The sequence below is a fragment of the Kitasatospora sp. NPDC023385 genome (assembly GCF_055664045.1).
Genome location: NZ_JBVOOL010000001.1, coordinates 175,701 through 195,327 on the forward strand (window position 1 = coordinate 175,701; position 19,627 = coordinate 195,327).

Consider the following 19,627-nt stretch of genomic DNA (forward strand, 5'->3'; position numbering starts at 1 on the left):
CCCCATGCCGCCTCGTTGACCGGCAGTCAGGTCGGCTCGCCCACCCCAACCCCCTTTGACACTTGGGAGTGGACATGTCCAGGATCCCCACGGAGCCCGGCACCACCGCAGACAGACCCACCGAGGACGCCACCCACCCGACGTCCCCGGACCCACGCCCGACGAGCGCACTCGACGCCTACTTCAAGATCTCGGCCCGGGGCTCGACCCTCGCCAACGAACTGCGCGGTGGACTCACCACCTTCATGGCGATGGCGTACATCATCCTGCTCAATCCGCTCATCCTGAGCGGCGCGGACGTCACCGGCGTCAAGCTGGACCACGCCGCACTGACCACCGCGACCGCCCTGGCGGCCGCCGTCACCACCATCCTGATGGGCGTGGTCGGCAACGTGCCGCTCGCCCTCGCCGCCGGCCTCTCGGTCTCCGGAGCGGTCTCCGCACTCGTCGTCCCGCACACCACCTGGCCCCAGGCCATGGGCCTGTGCGTGATCTACGGCCTGCTGATCGTGCTGCTGGTGGTCTCCGGACTACGCGAGAAGATCATGAACGGCATCCCGCTGCCGCTCAAGCACGCCATCACCATCGGCATCGGCCTGTTCGTCACGGTGATCGGCCTCTACAAGGCCGGCTTCATGCACACCGGCGGCCCCACCCCGCTGTCGCTCGGCCCGACCGGCGAGCTCGCCGGCTGGCCGGTCCTGGTCTTCTGCCTCACGCTGCTGACGATCTTCGTACTGATGGCCCGCGGCATCCGCGGCGCGATCCTGATCGGCATCGCCGGCGGCACCGTCCTCGCGATGATCGTCAACCAGGTCGCGCACGTCCCCGCCGCCGCCTGGAAGAACTCCGTGCCGGTGTGGCCCGGCAGCCCCGTCTCCGCGCCCGACTTCGGCCTCTTCGGCCACGTCGACCTGTTCGGCGCCTTCGGCGGCCAGGGCATGGGCGCCATCAGCGCCTCCGTCGCGGTGTTCACCCTGGTCCTGGCCGGCTTCTTCGACGCGATGGCCACCATCATCGGCGTCGGCACCGAGGCCGGACTGGCCGACAAGCAGGGCCGGATGCCCGGACTGTCCAAGGCGCTGTTCATCGACGGCGCCGGCGGCGCGGTCGGCGGCCTCGCGGGCGCCTCGGGCCAGACCGTCTTCGTCGAATCCGCCACCGGCGTCGGCGACGGCGCCCGGACCGGGCTCGCCTCCACCGTCACCGGCGGGCTGTTCGCGCTCATGCTGTTCTTCTCGCCGATCGCCGGCATCGTGCCGGTCGAGGTGGCCTCCGCCGCCCTGGTCGTGATCGGCTCGATGATGCTGAGCCAGGCCCGCCACATCGACTGGTCCGACCGCGAGGTGGCCATCCCGGCCTTCCTCACCTGCGTGCTGATGCCGTTCACGTACAGCATCACCGCGGGCGTCGCGGCCGGCGTCATCTCGTACACCGTCATCAAGGCCGGCACGGGCCGCTGGCGCGAGCCCGGGGTCCTGATGTGGGTCCTCACCGCGGTGTTCGTGCTCTACTTCGCGCTCACGCCGATCAAGTCCTGGCTGGGCGTGCACTGACCGGGCCGGGGCACCCGCTGCCCCCGTGACGTGACACCGCTCGCGCGACACCGCTGGCACGACACCGCCCGAGGCGGCCGCGCCACCTGCGACACCGCCGCCGTACGGGATCGTTTCCCGTACGGCGGCGTCCCCCGCTACTGTCGGAACCGTGTAAGGAGCCACCGCCATGCAGGACATCGCCGAGCAGCTGCAGGCCTGGCACGCGGCCGGGCGCACCTTCGCCGTGGCCACCGTGGTCGGCGTCTCGGGCAGCGCCCCGCGCGACCCGGGCGCGGCACTGGCCGTCGACGCGGAGGGCGAGGCGGTCGGCAGCGTCTCCGGCGGCTGTGTCGAGGGCGCGGTGTACGAGCTGTGCCAGACCGCGATCGACAGCGGCGAGCCGGTGCTGGAACGATTCGGATTCAGCGACGAGGACGCCTTCGCGGTCGGGCTGACCTGCGGCGGCGTCCTCGACGTCTTCGTCCAGCCCGTGGTGCCCGGAACCGACGCCGGACTGGACACCGGGATCGCGCACATCGCCGCCGGCACGCCGGTGGCGCTGGTGCGGGTGATCGCCGGGCCCGGCGGGCTGCTCGGCGCCACCCTGGCCGTCACCGCCGACGGGCACACCGGAGCGCTCTCACCGACCCCGTCGGTGGTCGGCGGCCTGGAACGGGCGATCGTCGCGGAGGCGCGGGCCATGCTGGAAGCCGGGCGCACCGGCCGGCTGGTGCTCGGCCTGGACGGGCGCCCCTGCGACGAGGACGAGCGGGGCACCGTCACCTGCTTCGTCGAGTCGTACGTGCCCGCGCCGCGGATGATCGTGTTCGGGGCGATCGACTTCGCGGCCGCCGTGGTGCGGATCGGCAGGTTCCTCGGCTACCACGTGACCGTCTGCGACGCCCGGCCCGTCTTCGCCACCACCCGCCGCTTCCCCGAAGCCGACGAGGTCGTGGTCGACTGGCCGCACCGCTACCTGGACTCCCAGCTCGGCCGGATCGACGGACGCACCGTGCTCTGCGTGCTCACCCACGACGCCAAGTTCGACATCCCGCTGCTGGAGCGCGCCCTGCGGCTGCCGGTCGGCTACGTCGGCGCGATGGGCTCGCGCCGCACCCACCGCGACCGCGAGGCGAAACTGCGCGAGGCGGGACTCACCGAGACCGAACTGGCCCGGCTGCGCTCCCCCATCGGCCTCGACCTCGGCTCGCGCACCCCCGAGGAGACGGCGGTCTCGGTCGCCGCCGAGATCATCGCCCACCGGCGCGGCGGCAGCTGCCTGCCACTGAGTACCGGGGACGGGCCGATCCACCACGACCTGTCGGCCACCGCCACCGGCCGGGCGCGATCCCCGCGGCCCCCGCGGACCCACGCCGCCTGAGCATCACGTTGCGTGCCCACCGAGGCGGGCGGAGGCTGGAGTTGCGGACTCACCCCGAGCCCGGGGAAGGAGCGGGGACCATGCGCGCCCTGCTGGAGGTCGAACTCGACACCACGACCTCGAACAAGCTCATCAACGACGGCACACTGGCCGAAGCAGTCCAGCAAGCCCTGGCCCAACTCAAGCCCGAAGCGGCCTACTTCCTCGACCGCAACGGCCACCGCGGCATGGTCCTCGTCGTCGACGTCGCGGACGAGGCCTCGATACCGTCGATCGCGGAGCCGTTCTGGCTCCGGCTGAACGCCAGCGTCGACATCCACATCTGCATGAACGCCGACGAACTCATGGAAGGGCTGAAGCGACTCGACCGCTGAGGCCCCGGCCGGCCCTGGTCAGTCCGCCGCCCCGGGCGCGACGACCCACTCGGTCGGCTGGCCGGTGACGGCGGCGATCATGTCGTAGTCGCCGTCGTAGTGCAGCACGGTGGCACCGTGCCGTTCAGCGGTGGCGGCGATGACGAGGTCGCGCACCGACAGTGCCCGCCAGTTGCCCTGAGCGGTCAGGAGGGCCTGCACCTCGATGGCTCGGTCCCACACCTCGTCGGGCGTGGGCAGCCACTCGAAGCCACTCAGGCCCTCCCGGATCTGAAGGGCGTCGGCCTTGGAACGGGCACTGTGCATGATCTCCAGTTCGACAGCGCCACAGATCGCAACCAGCCCTCTGCTGATCAGCGGGTCAAGCACTGACTTGACTGCCGGCTTCGAGTAGCGGGCGAAGGCCGACTTGTCGATCAGGACGCGCTCACTCACCTTTTTCCACCGGTCCGGTGAGATCGGGCAGTCCCCCCTCGGCAAGCCAGGCCATGAACGCCTGGCGCTTGCGGCGCTTCACCACGTCCTCAAGGGCAGCGTTGACAGTGGCGACCTTGGTCGTCGTACCGAGGATCTCGGCCGCCTCGGCCAGCAGTTCGTCGTTGACGTCTATCACGGTGCGGGCCATGGTCGGCCTCCCGGAACGGGGTGGGGACTGCGATATCGATACCGAGCCTACTTGATATCAGAGTCCCAGCTCGTCCGTCCGGGCGACGTTCGACCCGGTCAGGTGATGTTGAGGCGGGCGGCGAGGCGGAGGAGGCCGGGGCTGAGGCGGGAGAGGAGGCGGGCGGCCTTGGCCTCGGGGGTGACGGGGACGACGGGCTTGCCGGTGCGGACGGCGGTGACGATCGCGGTGGCGACCTTCTCCGGGGGGAAGCCGCGGCGGGCGTAGAGCTTGGCGGCGCGGGCCTGCTTGGCGGCCTGCTCCGTGGCCGTGGTGGCGGAGAAGGTGGAGGTGCGGGTGATGTTGGTGTTGACGATGCCGGGGCAGATGGTGGAGACGCCGATGCCGTAGTCGACGAACTCCGCACGCAGGCAGTCGGAGAGCATGAACACCGCCGCCTTGCTGGTGGCGTAGGCGGTGAGCGCCTTGGAGGGCAGGTAGGCGGCGGCCGAGGAGACGTTGACGATGTGGCCGCCCTGGCCGCGGTCGGCCATCAGGGTGCCGAAGGCGCGGCAGCCGTGGATCACGCCCCAGAGGTTGACGTCCAGGACGCGCTGCCACTCCTTCTCGGTGGTCTGCAGGAACGACCCGGAGTGGCCGATGCCCGCGTTGTTGACCACCACGTCGGGCACGCCGTGCTCGGCGGCGACGGCCTGCGCGAACGCGTCCACCGCCGCGCCGTCGGAGACGTCCACCCGGTAGGCGTGCGCCACCGGGCCGATCAGCGAGGCGAGTTCGGCGGTGCGCTCGGCGGCCGCGAGGTCGAGGTCGCAGACCACCACCCGGGCACCGTCCTCGGCGAAGGCGAGCGCGGTGGCCCGTCCGATGCCGCTGCCACCGCCGGTGACGACCACCAGCCGGCCGTCGTCCGGCGCGGGGCGGCCGGCTGCGGCGCCGTCGGCTTGACCGGCCTCGATGCGGGCGGTGAACTCGCGGACCAGGCCGGCCACGGTGGCTCCCTTCTCCAGCAGCGCCGACCAGTGGCCGGCGTGCAGCGTCCTCCTGGTCAGCTTGGGCACCCAGCGCTCCAGCCCCTCGGAGAGGTAGGTGCCGACGTAGCGGTCCCGGGTGAGGGTGACCAGCTGGACCGGGACCTCGGTCGGCCGCTCCCGCGGACTGCCCATGGTGGGCCGGAAGTTGGCCCGGTACAACTCGATGCCGCGGACCGCGTCGCGGCGCAGGCTGTGCTGCGGGTGGTCGGCGCGCGGGGTGACGTGCTCCAGGTCGCGCAGCACCCGCGGCCAGGCCCGGGCGAGGCCGAGGCGCCAGACGGCGGGCGCGAGGCCGGGCAGGTGGAAGGCGGTGATGTACCAGGAGTGCAGACCCTGCTGGAGCAGCTGCTTCAGGTGCCGGGGGGTGGGGCGGCGCAGCCGGTGGCGCAGCCAGTACCCCATGTGGTCCAGGCTGGGGCCGGACATCGTCGTGTACGAGGCGATCCGGTGCTCGGCGCCGGGAGCGGTGACCGCCTCCCAGGACTGGATCGAGCCCCAGTCGTGGGCGACCAGGTGGACCGGACGCTCCGGGCTGACCGCGTCGGCGACCGCGAACAGGTCCTCCGCCAGCCGCTCCAGCCGGTAGCCGTCGCGGTCCGCGGGGACGCCGGACTCGCCGGCGCCGCGCACGTCGTAGCGCACCACGTGGTGGTCGCGGGCGAGGTCGGCGGCGATGTCGTCCCAGACGGTGTGGGTGTCGGGGTAGCCGTGGACGAGCAGCACGGTGGGGGCGGCCGGGTCGCCCTGCTCGAAGACGGCCAGCGGGAGGCCGCCGGAGTGGACGGTACGGCGGCGGACGGGGGTCGTCATCGGGTGGCCTCCAGGGCGGTCGGCGCGGCGGTGGCGGTCGTCGTGGCCGTGGCGGTCTCCGTGGCCGCGGCGGACGCGCCGGCTCCGGTGTGCCAGCGGCGGACGTGCGGCAGGTCGTCGTCGAGCCAGTAGGCGTCGTCCTCGGTGACCACCAGCAGTTCCTCGAACTTGATGCCCACGTTACGGAAGCCGATGTGCGGCTCGACCGCCCACAGGCCCGGCGTGGGCGCGTGCCGGGACGACCGCCCGTCCGCCCAGAGCGGTGAACGGCCGTGCAGGCGCTCGGAGATGAGCTCCCGGCCGAGGGTCTGCAGGGTGCGCACGCCGAATCCGAGGACGTTGACCCCGGCCGGTCCGCGCGTGACGGTGCGGGTGACCTGGTGGCCGATCACCCGGCCCGGGTAGACCTGGTGGCGGTTGTCGTAGCCGTGCGCGGCGAGCTGCGCGTCCACGGCCGCGTACACCTCGGCGAGCGGCTTGCGGGCGCGCACCTCGGCGAGGATCAGCTCCCGGTAGATCCGCAGATCGTCGGCGAGGCGGTCCCAGACCCGGTTCTCGCCGACCTTGCCGCCGTAGCCGATGTCGGCGGTGTAGCCGTCCACGACGGGCGCGCAGTCCAGCACGTACGGCATGCCCTCCTCCAGGCGGCGGTTGCCGGCGAAGAACTGCAGCGGGGTGTGGAAGTGCCGGAAGGCCGTGCGGTCGCCGAACCAGGCGAAGGGGACGTGGAAGAAGTCCTGCACCCCGGCGGCGACCAGGCGGCGGCGCAGCTCGGCGGTGGCCTGCCGCTCGGTGACGCCGGGTTCGATCCAGGCGGCGGCCTCTTCCGCGCAGTGGTAGGCGAGTTGCTGCGTCTCGCGGAAGCGGGCGAGGTCGCGCTCGGTGTAGCGGAAGGCGGGGGTCGCTTTCGCCGACGGGGGCATCGGGGGCTCCTTCTAGAGGTCCAGCACGAGGGTCTCGCCCTCGGCGGCCCGGGAGACGCAGGGCAGCAGGGCGCCGGCGGCGCGCTGCTCGGGGGTGAGGCGGCGGTCCCGGTGGTCGGGCGAGCCGGCCGCCACCCGGACCTCGCAGGTGCCGCAGAAGCCCTGGCGGCACGAGTACGGGAGGTCCGGGCGGGCCTCGCGCAGCACGTCCAGGGCCGACCGGTCGGCGGGGACGTCGAGGACGGGGCCGTCGGCGCCGAGGCGGACGGTGAAGGGCGTGCCGTCGGTGACCGGGGCGGCGCCGAAGCGCTCGAAGTGCAGGGCGGCCGGCCCGCCGGACCCAACCGGGCCGCCGTCCAGGGCCCGCTGCACGGCGGTGAGCATCGGGGCGGGGCCGCAGCAGTACACGGCGGCGCCGCGCGGGGCGTGGGCGAGCAGCTCGGCGCCGGTGGCGACACCGCCGTGCTCGTCGTCGGTGCGCAGCACCACGCGGTGCGGGTCGAGGGCACGCAGCTCGTCCGTGTACGGGAGGGTGTCGGCGCTGCGGCCGACGTGGACCAGGCGCCAGTCCAGGCCGTGCCGCTGCGCCTCGCGGGCCATCGGGAGGAGCGGGGTGATGCCGATGCCGCCGGCCAGCAGGAGGACGGCGGGCTCGGTGCAGAAGGCGAAGCCGTTGCGCGGGCGTCGGGCGGTGAGGCGGGCGCCGGGGTGCAGGGCGTCGTGGACCTAGACGGACCCGCCACCGCCGTCGGGCAGCCGCCGGACGGCGACGCGGTAGCTGCGGCGGTCGGCCGGGTCGCCGCAGAGGGAGTAGTGGCGCTCGCGGCCGGAGGGCAGGGCGAGGCGCAGGTGGGCGCCGGGCTGCCAGCCGGGCAGCGGGCCGCCGGAGGGGTCGGCGAGCTGCAACTCGACGACGTCTCGGGCGAGTTGGCGGCGGGCGGCGACGACGAGCTGCAGCGGCGGGAGGGGGCGGCGGTGCGGGCGGCGCGGGTTGCGGCGCAGCAGGGGGCTGCCGAGGGCCGGGGAGTAGCGGTCGCCGAAGGCGGTGAGCCGGCGGATGAAGGCGTCGACGCGGGGGCGGCCGTAGAGGTCGGGGGGCGGGTTGAGCAGGTCCATCCGGCGGGGTCCTTGGCGTCGGGAGCGGGGGGTAACAGATGACAGATGACGTCATCTGTTAGCTGTCATCTGAAGGCTGTCAGCTGAAATCCGTTCGCTGAAATCTGTCGTCTGAAAGCTGTCCGCCGGGCCCCGTCAGCGCCCCGCCGCCGCGCGGGCGGCCGGGGAGCCGGCGAGGTAGCCCAGCGCCTGGCTGGAGGAGCCCTCCTGGGTCGGGTGGTAGCCCGGCCGCAGGTACCGCAGTCCGGAGCGGAGCGATCCGATCGGGTCCGGCAGCAGGCCGCGCCTGGCGATCCGGCCGGCTTCGCGCCAGGTCGGCTTGAGCCGTCCCTCCAGGGTGGGGTCGGCGGCGAGCAGGAAGCGGGCGCCGCGCACCCAGAGGTGGACCAGCAGCGGCCCGGACACCGCCATCCCGCGGATCCGGCGCAGGTAGCCCGGGTCGAGGTGGACCATCAGGTCGAAGGCGACGCTGCGGTGCTCGACCTCTTCGGCGCCGTGCCAGCGCAGCAGGTCGAGCATCGTCGGGTCGGCCTTGGCCCGGTCCAGGCCCGGGGAGTTGAGCGCCCAGTTGCCGAGGAAGGCGGTGAAGTGCTCGATGGCCGCGATGAAGGCGACCCTTTCGATGATGTTCTCGCGCCGCCGGGCCGGCGTCAGGCCCGGTTTGTCGCCGAGGATCCGCCGGAACAGCCAGGAGATCTGCCGGACGTACGGCCGCGGGTCGAGCCCCTGGCCGAGCAGGTGGTCCAGGACTTCCTGGTGCGCCTCGGCGTGGATGGCCTCCTGGCCGATGAACCCGAGGACTTCCTCCCGCAGTTCCTCGTCCCGGATGAGCGGCAGGGCCTCCTTGAACACCTGGACGAACCAGCGTTCACCCTCGGGCAGCAGCAGGTGGAGCACGTTGATGACGTGGGTGGCCATCGGCTCGTCGGGGATCCAGTGCAGCGGCAGCCGGGACCAGTCGAAGCGGACGTCCCGGGGTTCCAGGACGAGGCTGTCGTGCACGCGCACGGCGGGGGCGGCGAGGGCGGGGACGGGGGCGGGGCGGGGCATGGCAGACCCTCCTGACCTGGGGGCGGCGGCTCGGTCCAGGGAAACGTACTCGCGGGTAGCGGCCGGGACAAGGGGTTCGGCGAGCCTTATCGACATCGAGTCTAATAAGTGATGTGTGCACCGGCGGGCACCTCGCGAAACGCGGGCACCCCGGAAAACGCGGGCGCCCCGGAAGACACCGGCGCCCCGGGAACCCGGAAAACGCGGGAAGCCCCACCGGTTCCCCGGCACGGCTTCCCCGAACTCGCACACGCGACGGCCGGCCCGCCGTCAGACCGCCATCGCCAGCATCAGCGGCGCCGCGCGGGCCGCCAGCAGTTCGGCCGCGGCCTTCAGCCGGTGGACGTTGCCCACCGGCATCGAGGTGGCCAGGCAGCCGACCGTGCTGCCCGCCGTGATCGGCACCGCCGCGCACACCGTGCCCAGCGCGTATTCCTGGATGTCCAGCACCGGCACCGTGGCCGGCTGCCGCTCCAGCCGGTGCATCAGCTGGTCGGCATCGGTGACGGTGCGCGAGGTGAGCCGGGCGACCGGGTGCCGGGAGAGGTGGTCGCGCCGGGCGTCCGCGTCCAGTTGGCCGAGCAGGCACTTGCCGATCGCGCTGGCGTGCGCGGTGGCCCGGAAGTCGACCCACTCCTGCACGGCCGGCGCGTAGTCGGCCGCCGAGACCGCCTCGACCGACAACTCGCCGTCGTGGTACCGGCTGAAGTACACCGCGGCGCCCAACTCGTCCCGGAGTTCGGCGAGTTTGCGGTTGAGCCGGGCCTTCACCAGCTGCTCGCGGTTGTGCTGCCCGAGCAGGGCGAAGGTGCCGCCGAGCACCCAACCGCCGTCCTGGCACTGGAGGTAGCCCTCGATCTCCAGGATCTCGGCGAGCCGCCGTACCGTCGGCAGCCCGAGCGAGGTCTCCCGGGCGAGGCCCACCAGGGTGGCGCCGTCGGGGTGGCGGTCGACCGCCTCCAGCAGTCTGAGGGCGTGCTGCAGGGAGGTGAACGGGCCCGTCGGGCCCTGGTCCAGCGCGGCGTGACGACCCGGGGCTGGTGTCGACATGTCGTCCCCTTCCGATGTCCCCCCACGGAGCGACCGCGGGCACGCATCAGCCTATCCACCCGGCGGCTGCGGCGACTGCTGTCCGTGAATATCCGTGAACATTCCGTGGAGCAACCTCCGCCCGGCCTGGGGGAACACGACCGGCCCCGCCCCCACTGCCCAGGGGGAGAGGCCGGTCGGGCGGTCACCGGGTGCGGGCCCGGCGGCCGTGAGGGGGTGGTGCGAACCGAGGGAGGGGCGGAGGGAGGGGCGGCGGAGGCGCCGGGTCAGCCCTCGTCGCCCGCGCGCAGCTTGGCGACGGCCGCCGCCAGCCGGGCGCCGTACTCCTCGTCCGCGGCGTGGAAGTGGGCGAGGTTCTTCTCGACGATGTCGTCGCGCGTCACCTGCGCCAGGAAGCCCGCGATGTTGTCGATCAGGCGGGTCTTCTCCCCGGCCGACATCAGCCGGTACAGCTCGCCGGCCTGGAAGAAGTCGTCGTCCTTGGTGTGGGCCGGCGTGGCGTAGGTGCCGGTGTGGCCGTCGACCCTGACCGGCGCGGCGAGCACGGTGTCGGTCTGCGCCGGGCCGTCGTACGAGTTGGGCTCGTAGTTCTTGCCACGGCCGGCCGGGTTGGCGGCCATGAGGCCGTCCCGGCCGTAGTTGGCGGCCTCGGTGGCGCGCGGGGCGTTCACCGGCAGCTGGGTGTGGTTGACGCCGAGGCGGTAGCGCTGGGCGTCCGCGTAGGCGAACAGCCGGCCCTGGAGCATCTTGTCCGGGGACGGGCCGATGCCGGGCACGAAGTTGTTCGGCGAGAACGCGGACTGCTCGACGTCGGCGAAGACGTTCTCCGGGTTCCGGTTGAGCACCAGGCGGCCGACCTTGACCAGCGGGTAGTCGGCGTGCGGCCACACCTTGGTGAGGTCGAAGGGGTTGAAGCGGTAGTCCGCGGCCTCGGCGACCGGCATCAGCTGGACGTAGAGGGTCCAGGACGGGAACACCCCACGCTCGATGGCCTGGTGGAGGTCGCGCTGGTGCGAGTCGGCGTCGGCGCCGACCACCTCGGCGGCCTGGCCGCCGTCCAGGCAGCGGATGCCCTGGTTGGTCTTGAAGTGGTACTTCACCCAGTAGGCGTCACCGTCGGCGTTGACCCACTGGTAGGTGTGCGAGCCGTAGCCGTTCATGTGCCGGTACGAGGCCGGGATGCCGCGGTCGCCGAACAGCCAGGTGATCTGGTGGGTGGAGGCGGGCGAGTGGGCCCAGAAGTCCCAGACGTTGTCCGCCTCCTGCACGCCGGTGTACGGGTCGCGCTTCTGCGAGTGGATGAAGTCGGGGAACTTGATCGGGTCCTTGATGAAGAACACCGGGGTGTTGTTGCCGACGAGGTCGTAGTTGCCCTGCTCGGTGTAGAACTTCAGGGCGAAGCCGCGCGGGTCGCGCACCGCGTCGTTGGCGCCGAGGTTGCCCGCGACGGTGGAGAAGCGCAGGAAGACCTCGGTGCGCTTGCCGACCTCGGCGAGGAAGTCCGCCCGGGTGTACCGCGACACCTCGTCGGTGACCTCGAAGTAGCCGTACGCGCCGGAGCCGCGGGCGTGCACGACGCGCTCCGGGATGCGCTCGCGGTTGAACCGGGCCAGCTTCTCCAGCAGCTGCTGGTCCTGGATCAGCAGCGGGCCGTACTCGCCGGCCGAGGCCGAGTTCTGGTTGTCGGCGATCGGCGCGCCGGACTCCGTGGTCAGGATCTTGGACATGGAGGGTCCTTCAGGTGTCGATAAGGGCGGTGCGTGGAGAGGTTGCTGACGTTCCGTCAGGCTCGGCCGGGCGGGCGCCGCGGGCGGGTCAGGCGCCGAGCAGGCGCCGGACGGCCTCGCGGCGGCGGGCGGTCTCCTCGTCGGAGGCGGCCGGCCGCAGCGCTGCGACGGCGGCGCCGGCCGCGGCCGGGTCCGCCAGCGGGCGGGCGGCGGTCAGCGCGGCGGCCTCGTCGGCGGTCAGCCCGGCCCCGGTGAGGGCCGCGGCGGCCTCGGCGGCCGGGACGGCGTTGAACCAGCGCAGCGCGAGGGCCGCGCGGCCGGCCTCGGTGAGGCGGCCGGTGAGCCGGAGGCGGGCGAGCCCGCCGTCCGGATAGACGTTGATGCGCACGTGGGTCACCGGGCGGCCGGCGTCGAGCCGGAAGCGGTGCCGGGTGTCGGGCTGCAGGCGGGTGCGGGGCAGGAGTTCGAACCACTCGCCGTCGGCGGGGTCGGTGCCGGTGGAGGCGTCGAAGCCGATCAGGTCGGCCCAGCCGGGGGCATTGGCGACGAAGTGGGTGGTGTCCACCTCGGCGGCCAGGACCTCACCGCCCCCGGCCAGGGCGATCTGCACCCAGTCGTTGGCCTTGTCGCGCCGACGCCGGGTCTCCCAGCCCTCGCCCATGACGGTGGCGCGGCCGGGAGCGTTCAGGTTGTGCGGGGAGGAGAAGTAGCGGTCGGACGCCGCCTCGGCCACGCCGCCGAACTCCTGGGCGGCCAGGTCGAAGGTCAGGCCGTCCAGTTCGCGCGGGTCGGGCAGGACCTCGCCGTGCACGCGCAGCCGGGCGACGCCGCCGTCCGGGAAGATGTTCAGCCGCACGTGGGTGTAGCGGGTGCCGTCCTCGACGGCGAACTCGTGGACGGTGTCGCCCCGGAGCGGGGTGCGCGGCACGAGCGTGGTCCACTCGGCGGTCCGGAGTTCCTCCGGCGAGGGGTGCCCCGGGACGGACGCGGCCTCGACCGAGCCGGACTCCGGGTAGTTGCCGGTGAAGTGGGCGGTGTCCACGATGACGCCGCGGATCACGCCGGCGGCGCCGAGCCGGACGATCGCCCAGTCGTGGTCCTGGTCGGTGGGGTGCGGCTGCTCGGCGGAGACGCCGCGGCGGCGCTTGGACTCCCAGCCGTCCATGATCTGGCCCTTGTGGCCGAAGGTGTGCGGACGGAACTCGGCTGCCTTGGCGACCAGCAGGTTCTCGGCGTCCGCGAAGGTGTCCTCGTTGGTGGCGACGACGCCCGCGCCGAGCAGTCGGGAGGCCAGGTCGACCAGCTCGGTGAAGGGAGCACGGGGGGTGTCGGCAGTGGTCACTGACTCTCCTCTGTAGGCGCGTTCGGTTCAGGCGCGATCGGACGGGGCGGTGGCGCGGGTGGCAGGCGTGGTGGCCGTGGTGAGGCGGGTGAGCTGCCGGCCGAAGGGCCGGGCGCCGGTGTCGACCTCGCGGCCGCGCAGCCACGTGCCGCGCACCGCGCCGGTGAGGGTCCGGCCCGCGTACGGGGTCACGGGGTTGCGGTGGTGCAGCCCGCTGGCCCGGACGGCGAATTCGCCGTCGGGGTCGAAGGCGACCAGGTCGGCGTCGTGGCCGGGGGCGATGGCGCCCTTGGTGCCGGTGAGGCCGACCAGTTCGGCCGGTCCGGTGGACATCCAGCGCACGACGTCGGCCAGGGTGTGGCCGCGGCGGCGGGCCTCGGTCCAGACGGCCGGCAGGCCGAGCTGCAGCGAGGCGATGCCGCCCCAGGCGGTCGCGAAGTCCCCGCTGCCGCCGTACTCGGGCAGCAGTTTGAGGTCGGGGGTGGACGGCGAGTGGTCGGAGACGACGGCGATGAACTCGCCGCGGCCCAGGGCCTCCCAGAGCGCGTCCCGGTTGGACTCGTCGCGGATCGGCGGGCAGCACTTGAAGGCGGTGTCGCCGTCGGGCACCTGCTCGGCGGCGAGGGTCAGGTAGTGCGGGCAGGTCTCGGCGGTCACCCGGACGCCGTCCTCGCGTGCCTGGCGCAGCAGCGGCAGGACGGCGGCGGAGGAGACGTGCAGGATGTGGACCCGGGCGCCGGTGCGGCGGGCGGTGTCCAGCAGGTGGGCGACGGCCGCGGTCTCCGCGTCGGCGGGGCGGGAGGCGAGGAAGTCCCGGTAGTGGACGCCGGGTTGCTGCGGGGCGGCGGCGAGGACGGCCGGGTCCTCGGCGTGGATGATCGCCAGGGCCCCGATCCGGGCCTGCTCGGTGAGGGCGGCCTCCAGGTCGGGGGCCTCGACGTGCGGGAACTCGTCCACTCCGGAGGGGGCGAGGAAGCTCTTGAAGCCGAACACGCCTTCGCGGTGCAGGGGTTCGAGGTCCGCGACGTTGCCGGGCACGGCGCCGCCCCAGAAGCCGAGGTCGACCCAGGCCTGGCCCTCGGCGGTCTTCCGCTTGACCAGCAGTCCCTCCACCGTGGTGGTGGGCGGGATCGAGTTGAGCGGCATGTCGATGATCGTGGTGACGCCGCCGGCCGCGGCGGCCCGGGTGGCGGTGGCGAAGCCCTCCCACTCGGTGCGGCCGGGCTCGTTGACGTGGACGTGGGTGTCGACCAGGCCGGGCAGCAGGGCGGTGTCGCCGAGGTCGACGAGTTGGCGGTCGCCGGCCGCGGGTGAGCCGTGGGCGACGACCTGCTCGATCTTCCCGTCCCGGATCAGCACGTCCGCGGGGCGCTCGCCGTCGGGCAGGACCACCCGCCGGGAGCGGATCACCGTGGGCTGGCTGAAAGGCATGGGGACCTCCGGAACCTGGGAGTCAGGGGTGTTTCGTGGGTGGTTCGAGGATGGTTCGAGGATGGCTCGACGGTGCTTCGAGGGTGGTGGAAAGCGGGAGGAGGCGGGGGATTGCGGGGAGCCTAGGCCCGCCTTCAACAAAACGTCAATGGATGAACGTACGAGGGTTCAGCGCGGCAGCAGCTCGCCGGCCAGCCGCTCCCCCGCGAGTTCGGCCAGCTCGGCGGCCTTGGTCATGCTGTCCCCCGGCCGCTCGGCCAGGTCGGTCAGCGCGATCGCGGCGGTGAAGCCGGCGGCCCGCCACTCGGGCTCGGAGAGCTCCAGCCGGCCCGCCACGGCGGCCACCCGAACCCCCGCCCGGGCGGCCGCCGCGGCAACTCCGGCGGGAGCCTTGCCGTGGAGCGTCTGTGCGTCCAGGCAGCCCTCGCCGGTCACGACGAGGCGTGCCCCACGCACGGCCCCGTCGAAGCCCAGCAGGTCGAGCAGCAGCTCGATGCCGGGTCGCATGGTGGCGCCGAGCAGGGCGATGGCGGCGAAGCCCACCCCGCCCGCGGCCCCGGCGCCGGGGGCCTGTCGGACGTCCCGGCCGGTGGCCTCGGCGACCAGGTCGGCGAAGCGGGTCAGCCCCTCCTCCAGGACCAGCAGGTCGTCGCCGTCGGCGCCCTTCTGCGGGCCGTAGACGGCGGTGGCGCCGCGCGGCCCGAGCAGCGGGTTGTCCACGTCGCAGGCCACCACGATCTCGACGCCGCCCAGCAGGTCGGCCAGCGGACCTGGGTCGATCGTCGCGAGTCGGCGCAACGCGGCTCCGCCGGGCGGCAGTTCGGTGCCGTCGGCGTCGCGCAGCCGCACCCCGAGCGCCTGCACCATGCCCGCGCCGCCGTCCGTACAGGCGCTGCCGCCGAGTCCGAGCACGATCCGCTTGGCGCCGAGCGAGACGGCCCGGGCGATCAGCTGGCCGACCCCGTAGGACCCGGCCGCGAGCGGGGCGGCCCGGCCGCCGGGCAGCCGGGCGAGCCCGGAGGCCTGCGCCAGTTCGACCACGGCGGTGTCGCCCCGGACGGCGAGCGCGGCGTCCACCGGCAGGCCGGTCGGGCCGGCCACCTTGGCCGGGACGCGGTCGAAACCGGCCGCGAGGGCGGCGGCCAGGGTGCCCTCGCCGCCGTCGGCGACGGGCAGTTCGCGCACCTCGGTGCCGGGCGCGGCCCGCCGGATGCCGGCGGCGATCCGGGCGGCCACCTCGGCACCCTCCAGGGTGCCCTTGAACTTGTCGGGGGCGACGACCACATGGCCCTGGCGGGGGGTGGGGAGCATGGTGCGGTCCTCGCTTCCGAACGGGTGTGGCGGTGGTACTGCGACGTGCGTCAAGCATGGGCCCGGGGGTCCGGGGGTGCGACCCCCCTCGGCCGGTACGGCCGGGGGCCGTTCGCCCCGGGATGGGTTCGGGGGGGTGCGCCCCTCCCCCCGTTCGGGGTGCGCCCCCTCCCCGCCGTACCCCTCGTCCCGCTTCCGACGTACGAGGGGCTCCCCTCGGCGGGGAGGGGGCCAGGCGACGCGTCAGGCACGACCGAAGTGCCCCCGGGAGGGTGTACGCATCACCGGCTGGATCGACCGGCGGGCGGGCGGATGAGCCCCGGCCCGCGCGCCGGTCGGGTCCGACCCCCTGGCGGCGCGGGCACGACCGGATGGGTACACGCCGCCAGGGGAGCTTGGGGCGGGGGCTCCGCGCGGGAGCCCCCGGGGGTTACGCGACCTCGCGGCCGGAGAGCCGCTCGACGCCGCGCAGCAGCGCCGAGTGGTCGAGCGAGCCGTCGCCGTTGGCCCGGGCCGAGGCGACCAGCTGGGCCACCACGGCGCCGACCGGCAGCGCGGCGCCGACGGCGCGGGCGGCGTCGGTGACGATGCCCATGTCCTTGTGGTGCAGGTCGATCCGGAAGCCGGGGGCGAACTCGCGGTTCAGCATGTTCGCCTTCTTGCGGTTGAGCACGGTCGAGCCGGCCAGGCCGCCGCCGAGCACGTCCAGCGCGGCCGCCAGGTCGACGCCGGCGTTCTCCAGGAACACCACGGCCTCGGCGAGCACCTGGATGTTGACGGCGACGATCAGCTGGTTGGCGGCCTTGACGGTCTGGCCGGCGCCGGCCGGGCCGACGTGGACGACCGTGGTGCCCAGCGCGTCGAAGAGCGGCTTGGCCTCGGCGAAGTCCTCGGCCGCGCCGCCGACCATGATCGACAGGACCGCCTCGACGGCACCGGCCTCACCGCCGGAGACCGGGGCGTCCAGGGTCCGGACGCCCTTCTCCTTGGCGGCCGCCTCGACCTTGATCGAGGTCTGCGGGGTGATCGAGGACATGTCGATCACCAGGGTGCCGGGCTGGACGTTCTCCAGCACGCCGCCCTCGCCCAGGATCGCCTGCTCGACGTGCGGGTCGGCCGGGACCATGGTGATGACGACCTCGGCGTCCTTCACCGCGTCCGCGATGCTGGTGGCGCCGTGGCCGCCGGCCGCGACCAGGGCGTCGATCGGCGGCTGGGTGAGGTTGAAGCCGGTGACGTGGTGGCCGGCCTTGACCAGGTTGGCGGCCATCGGGCTGCCCATGATGCCGAGGCCGATGAAGGCGATCTTGCGGCTCATCGCGTCGTTCCTTACGTCGTTCGTGGGGTGGGGAGGCTTGGGGGCGCTTACTCGGCGGCGCGCAGCTCGCGCGGCAGCCACCCGAAGCTGTCGGCGCTGACGCCGGTGGAGGGGCGGTACTCCAGGCCGATCGGGCCGCTGTAGCCGGCGGCGGTGAGCCGGGCGAAGAGGTCCTCGAAGTCCAGCCCGCCGGTGCCGGGTTCGTTGCGGCCCGGGTTGTCGGCGATCTGCACGTGGCCGATGCGGTCGGCGTGGGTGTCGATGACCGCCGCCAGGTCCTCGCCGTTCTTGGCCAGGTGGTAGAGGTCGCACAGGAACCGGGCGTTGCCCAGGCCGGTGGCGGCGTTGACCTTGTCGACCACCTCGACCGCGGCGGCGGCCGAGACCAGCGGGTAGTCCGGGGACTCCGCCTGGTTCAGGGCCTCGATCAGCAGGATCGCGCCGATGTCGTGCGCGGCCTTCGCGGCGAGCACCAGGTTCTCCAGTGCGAGGGCGTCCTGCTCGGCCGCGTCGACGCCCTCGACCCGGTTGCCGTAGAGCGCGTTGAGCGCCTTGGTGCCGAGCGAGCCGGCGAGTGCCGCGGCGACCGGGACGTTGGCCCGGAAGCGGTCCCGCTCGGAGGGCACCGAGACGGTACCGCGGGCACCCTTGCTGAGGTCGTCCAGGAAGTTGAGGCCGGTGAGCCGGACTCCGGCGTCGGTGAACGCCTTGCGCAGCGCGTCCAGCTCGGCCGGGGAGGGGTCGTGCTCCTCGCCGAAGGGCCACCAGAGCTCGGCGGCGGTGAAGCCGGCCGCGGCGGCCGCGGCGGGGCGCTCCAGGAGCGGCAGTTCGCCGAACAGGATCGACAGGTTGACCGTGTAGTGGTGCTTGGCAGCCGCCGTCACGTCACTCACCTCTCAGCTCTCTTCCGTCATCCGCAACTTCCACGATCCGGAAGAGGGATTCTGTGTGGTGGAAGCATCTCCGGACGGCGAAGCGAGTGTCAAGGGAGCCGCAACATTTTGTTGAAGACATCTCGACCACTCGCCACCCCCGGGGCCCCACCTGTCGGATCACCCAGCCCCTGCCCGCCCCCACCCCCGCTCGCTACAGTGATCCTGTGCGATTGATGGTGGAGTTCACGACAGAACCGTTCGAACTGGACACGTTCCCGGAGCACGCCGTGGCGGCCCGCAAGGTCGTCGACGAGGCCGGCCTGGCCGTGGCGGTCGGCCCCTTCGGGACGGGCGCCGAGGGCGGGGCCGACGAGGTCCTCGCCGCGGTGACCAAGCTGCTCCGGGAGACCCTGGACGCCGGCGCGACCCGTATCTCGGTCCAGGTCAGCGTGCTGGACGAGGAGGGCGGTACGCCGTGACCGAGCACGTGGAGCACTCGCTCGCCGCGGCGGTGAAGCCGCTGCTGGACGCGGTCGGCGCGACGCCGGTCCCGCTGGACGAGGCGAGGGCCGAGGACGTCGTCCTGGAGTGGGAGGGCACGCCGGCCCTGGCCGTCCGGCTGCCGCACCTGAGCAGCGCGCTGGACCGGCTGCTGGCCGAGATGGCCCGCCAGTTCGACGGCCGCCCGCTGGCCGAGCTCGACCGGCTGGAGAAGCAGCGGGTCGTCGCCCTGCTGGAGGAACGCGGCGCCTTCACCGTCCGCCACGGCGTCGAGACGGTCGCCTCGGCCCTGGGCGTCAGCCGCTTCACGGTGTACAACTACCTCAACCGCCAGGACGGCTCGAAGCCCTCCTGAGGAGCCTCCGGACGGGATCCGAACGGAACCGCCCGGCGCACGGGAGCCCCCACCGCGGGGGTTTCCGACCAGGTGACCCCGCCGGTTCGGCCAGTCTGGATCGGCCCGCGGCGGGGCGCACTTGGCGGATCGCACACGAAAGGGCCCGGCATCGCGGGCCGGTTCAAAACGTAACCACCAACCGTTCAACAAAGTGTTGACGACCGGGTGGGGTCGATCTAGCTTTTCCGGGTGGCACCACTCTTCAGGAGGTCCACCCGTGACCAACCACCCCCACGCCCTTGACGCCCTGGCCGCGGCCGATGCCGCGGAGCTGGCAGAGATCCTGCTGGAGGTATGCTCCAGCCCCCGTTGGGCCGCCGCGGTCGCGGAGGCCAAGCCCTGGTCCGACCGCGCGTCCCTGTTCGCCGCCAACGCGGCGGCCATGGCCTCGCTCACGGCCGCGGACCTGCGCGACGCGATGGCCGGCCACGCCCGGATCGGCAAACCCAAGACGGGCGACGCCACCTCCGAGCGCGAGCAGGCCGGAATCCAGGGCGTGGACCAGGCCGTCCTCGACGAACTGCACGAGGCCAACGCCGCCTACGAGGCGAAGTTCGGCCACGTCTTCCTGATCTGCGCGACCGGCCGCACCGCGGTCGGCATGCTCGCCGCGCTGCGCGAGCGCCACCCCAACGACGCCGCCACCGAGGCGGAGATCGTCCGCGAGGAGCTGCGCAAGATCAACGACATCCGCCTCGGCCGCCTGCTCGACGGAGCCTGACGCACCCGTCACAGCGTGTTCCCGGGCAGCCGTCGCGGCATGGTGCCGGATAGTTGACGCACCTCGTCGACGACGCGTAGTCGACGCCGCGTAGTCGAGGCCACGC

20 protein-coding genes are annotated in these 19,627 nt (G+C 73.3%); 6 read left to right on the forward strand and 14 right to left on the reverse strand.

Translation table 11 applies throughout. The features are described from left to right. Positions 1-74: 74 nt before the first annotated feature. The 3 genes from AC0B61_RS00755 to AC0B61_RS00765 all read left to right on the forward strand — a co-directional run bounded on the left by AC0B61_RS00755 (position 75) and on the right by AC0B61_RS00765 (position 3,293). Entirely contained in the window at positions 75-1,556 is a 1,482-nt protein-coding gene (locus tag AC0B61_RS00755) for an NCS2 family permease (RefSeq protein WP_471738411.1), read from the forward strand. Positions 1,557-1,725: 169 nt separating this feature from the next. Next, positions 1,726-2,919 (forward strand): XdhC family protein, encoded by a 1,194-nt coding sequence (locus AC0B61_RS00760; protein WP_471738412.1) that lies wholly within the window; start codon positions 1,726-1,728, stop codon positions 2,917-2,919. 80 nt (positions 2,920-2,999) lie between these two features. Continuing rightward, positions 3,000-3,293, forward strand: coding sequence for a hypothetical protein (locus AC0B61_RS00765; protein ID WP_471738413.1), 294 nt, complete (start codon positions 3,000-3,002; stop codon positions 3,291-3,293). An 18-nt stretch (positions 3,294-3,311) separates the two neighbouring features. Here AC0B61_RS00765 and AC0B61_RS00770 read toward each other — a convergent pair whose 3' ends face one another. The 14 genes from AC0B61_RS00770 to AC0B61_RS00835 all read right to left on the reverse strand — a co-directional run bounded on the left by AC0B61_RS00770 (position 3,312) and on the right by AC0B61_RS00835 (position 17,920). Further along, entirely contained in the window at positions 3,312-3,728 is a 417-nt protein-coding gene (locus AC0B61_RS00770; protein ID WP_471738414.1) for a PIN domain-containing protein, read from the reverse strand. Further along, positions 3,721-3,918: a type II toxin-antitoxin system VapB family antitoxin gene (locus AC0B61_RS00775; RefSeq protein ID WP_471738415.1), complete on the reverse strand. Its 198-nt coding sequence runs from the start codon at positions 3,916-3,918 to the stop codon at positions 3,721-3,723. The genes AC0B61_RS00770 and AC0B61_RS00775 overlap by 8 nt, the downstream gene beginning before the upstream one ends. Before the next feature lie 98 nt (positions 3,919-4,016). Then, the gene (locus tag AC0B61_RS00780; protein WP_471738416.1) at positions 4,017-5,759 is read right to left on the reverse strand and encodes an SDR family oxidoreductase; all 1,743 of its coding nucleotides are present in this window, start codon (positions 5,757-5,759) and stop codon (positions 4,017-4,019) included. Continuing rightward, positions 5,756-6,682 carry a M24 family metallopeptidase gene (locus tag AC0B61_RS00785; RefSeq protein WP_471738417.1) on the reverse strand — a complete coding sequence of 309 codons (927 nt, stop codon included), beginning with the start codon at positions 6,680-6,682 and terminating at the stop codon, positions 5,756-5,758. The genes AC0B61_RS00780 and AC0B61_RS00785 overlap by 4 nt, the downstream gene beginning before the upstream one ends. 12 nt (positions 6,683-6,694) lie before the next feature. After that, the gene (locus AC0B61_RS00790; RefSeq protein ID WP_471738824.1) at positions 6,695-7,396 is read right to left on the reverse strand and encodes a flavin reductase family protein; all 702 of its coding nucleotides are present in this window, start codon (positions 7,394-7,396) and stop codon (positions 6,695-6,697) included. A 12-nt stretch (positions 7,397-7,408) separates the two neighbouring features. Next, positions 7,409-7,798: a hypothetical protein gene (locus AC0B61_RS00795; RefSeq protein WP_471738418.1), complete on the reverse strand. Its 390-nt coding sequence runs from the start codon at positions 7,796-7,798 to the stop codon at positions 7,409-7,411. Positions 7,799-7,933: 135 nt separating this feature from the next. Next, entirely contained in the window at positions 7,934-8,848 is a 915-nt protein-coding gene (locus tag AC0B61_RS00800) for a metal-dependent hydrolase (protein ID WP_471738419.1), read from the reverse strand. Positions 8,849-9,118: 270 nt separating this feature from the next. Next, positions 9,119-9,898, reverse strand: a complete 780-nt coding sequence (locus AC0B61_RS00805) for an IclR family transcriptional regulator (protein WP_471738420.1) — start codon at positions 9,896-9,898, stop codon at positions 9,119-9,121. Between the two features lie 266 nt (positions 9,899-10,164). Next, positions 10,165-11,625, reverse strand: coding sequence for a catalase (locus AC0B61_RS00810; RefSeq protein ID WP_471738421.1), 1,461 nt, complete (start codon positions 11,623-11,625; stop codon positions 10,165-10,167). An 88-nt stretch (positions 11,626-11,713) separates the two neighbouring features. Next, positions 11,714-12,967 (reverse strand): allantoicase, encoded by a 1,254-nt coding sequence (alc, locus tag AC0B61_RS00815; protein ID WP_471738422.1) that lies wholly within the window; start codon positions 12,965-12,967, stop codon positions 11,714-11,716. A 27-nt stretch (positions 12,968-12,994) separates the two neighbouring features. Beyond that, positions 12,995-14,398: an allantoinase AllB gene (gene allB / locus AC0B61_RS00820; protein WP_471738423.1), complete on the reverse strand. Its 1,404-nt coding sequence runs from the start codon at positions 14,396-14,398 to the stop codon at positions 12,995-12,997. Positions 14,399-14,566: 168 nt separating this feature from the next. After that, positions 14,567-15,709, reverse strand: coding sequence for a glycerate kinase (locus tag AC0B61_RS00825; protein ID WP_471738424.1), 1,143 nt, complete (start codon positions 15,707-15,709; stop codon positions 14,567-14,569). A gap of 430 nt (positions 15,710-16,139) precedes the next feature. Continuing rightward, on the reverse strand, positions 16,140-17,027 hold the full coding sequence (locus AC0B61_RS00830; RefSeq protein ID WP_471738425.1) for a 2-hydroxy-3-oxopropionate reductase: 888 nt from the start codon (positions 17,025-17,027) through the stop codon (positions 16,140-16,142). Positions 17,028-17,074: 47 nt separating this feature from the next. Further along, positions 17,075-17,920 (reverse strand): TIM barrel protein, encoded by an 846-nt coding sequence (locus AC0B61_RS00835; protein WP_471738426.1) that lies wholly within the window; start codon positions 17,918-17,920, stop codon positions 17,075-17,077. A gap of 206 nt (positions 17,921-18,126) precedes the next feature. On the opposite strand from AC0B61_RS00835, the gene AC0B61_RS00840 reads away from it, so the two are divergent. The 3 genes from AC0B61_RS00840 to uraD all read left to right on the forward strand — a co-directional run bounded on the left by AC0B61_RS00840 (position 18,127) and on the right by uraD (position 19,521). Then, complete coding sequence (locus AC0B61_RS00840) at positions 18,127-18,381, forward strand: thiamine-binding protein (RefSeq protein ID WP_471738427.1); 255 nt, start codon at positions 18,127-18,129, stop codon at positions 18,379-18,381. Continuing rightward, positions 18,378-18,758 carry a helix-turn-helix domain-containing protein gene (locus AC0B61_RS00845; RefSeq protein ID WP_471738428.1) on the forward strand — a complete coding sequence of 127 codons (381 nt, stop codon included), beginning with the start codon at positions 18,378-18,380 and terminating at the stop codon, positions 18,756-18,758. The genes AC0B61_RS00840 and AC0B61_RS00845 overlap by 4 nt, the downstream gene beginning before the upstream one ends. 259 nt (positions 18,759-19,017) lie before the next feature. After that, a complete protein-coding gene (uraD, locus tag AC0B61_RS00850) occupies positions 19,018-19,521 on the forward strand; it encodes a 2-oxo-4-hydroxy-4-carboxy-5-ureidoimidazoline decarboxylase (protein ID WP_471738430.1) in 504 nt (167 codons plus the stop codon). The last annotated feature ends 106 nt before the right edge of the window (positions 19,522-19,627 follow it).

Bases quoted from the DNA above. Each gene is read 5' to 3' on its own strand.
- AC0B61_RS00810 (WP_471738421.1), bottom strand. From the start codon at position 11,625: ATGTCCAAGATCCTGACCACGGAGTCCGGCGCGCCGATCGCCGACAAC.
- AC0B61_RS00760 (WP_471738412.1), top strand. From the start codon at position 1,726: ATGCAGGACATCGCCGAGCAGCTGCAGGCCTGGCACGCGGCCGGGCGC.
- AC0B61_RS00785 (WP_471738417.1), bottom strand. From the start codon at position 6,682: ATGCCCCCGTCGGCGAAAGCGACCCCCGCCTTCCGCTACACCGAGCGC.
- AC0B61_RS00800 (WP_471738419.1), bottom strand. From the start codon at position 8,848: ATGCCCCGCCCCGCCCCCGTCCCCGCCCTCGCCGCCCCCGCCGTGCGC.
- allB (WP_471738423.1), bottom strand. From the start codon at position 14,398: ATGCCTTTCAGCCAGCCCACGGTGATCCGCTCCCGGCGGGTGGTCCTG.
- AC0B61_RS00830 (WP_471738425.1), bottom strand. From the start codon at position 17,027: ATGAGCCGCAAGATCGCCTTCATCGGCCTCGGCATCATGGGCAGCCCG.
- AC0B61_RS00775 (WP_471738415.1), bottom strand. From the start codon at position 3,918: ATGGCCCGCACCGTGATAGACGTCAACGACGAACTGCTGGCCGAGGCG.
- AC0B61_RS00755 (WP_471738411.1), top strand. From the start codon at position 75: ATGTCCAGGATCCCCACGGAGCCCGGCACCACCGCAGACAGACCCACC.
- AC0B61_RS00765 (WP_471738413.1), top strand. From the start codon at position 3,000: ATGCGCGCCCTGCTGGAGGTCGAACTCGACACCACGACCTCGAACAAG.
- AC0B61_RS00805 (WP_471738420.1), bottom strand. From the start codon at position 9,898: ATGTCGACACCAGCCCCGGGTCGTCACGCCGCGCTGGACCAGGGCCCG.
- AC0B61_RS00780 (WP_471738416.1), bottom strand. From the start codon at position 5,759: ATGACGACCCCCGTCCGCCGCCGTACCGTCCACTCCGGCGGCCTCCCG.
- AC0B61_RS00795 (WP_471738418.1), bottom strand. From the start codon at position 7,798: ATGGACCTGCTCAACCCGCCCCCCGACCTCTACGGCCGCCCCCGCGTC.
- AC0B61_RS00825 (WP_471738424.1), bottom strand. From the start codon at position 15,709: ATGCTCCCCACCCCCCGCCAGGGCCATGTGGTCGTCGCCCCCGACAAG.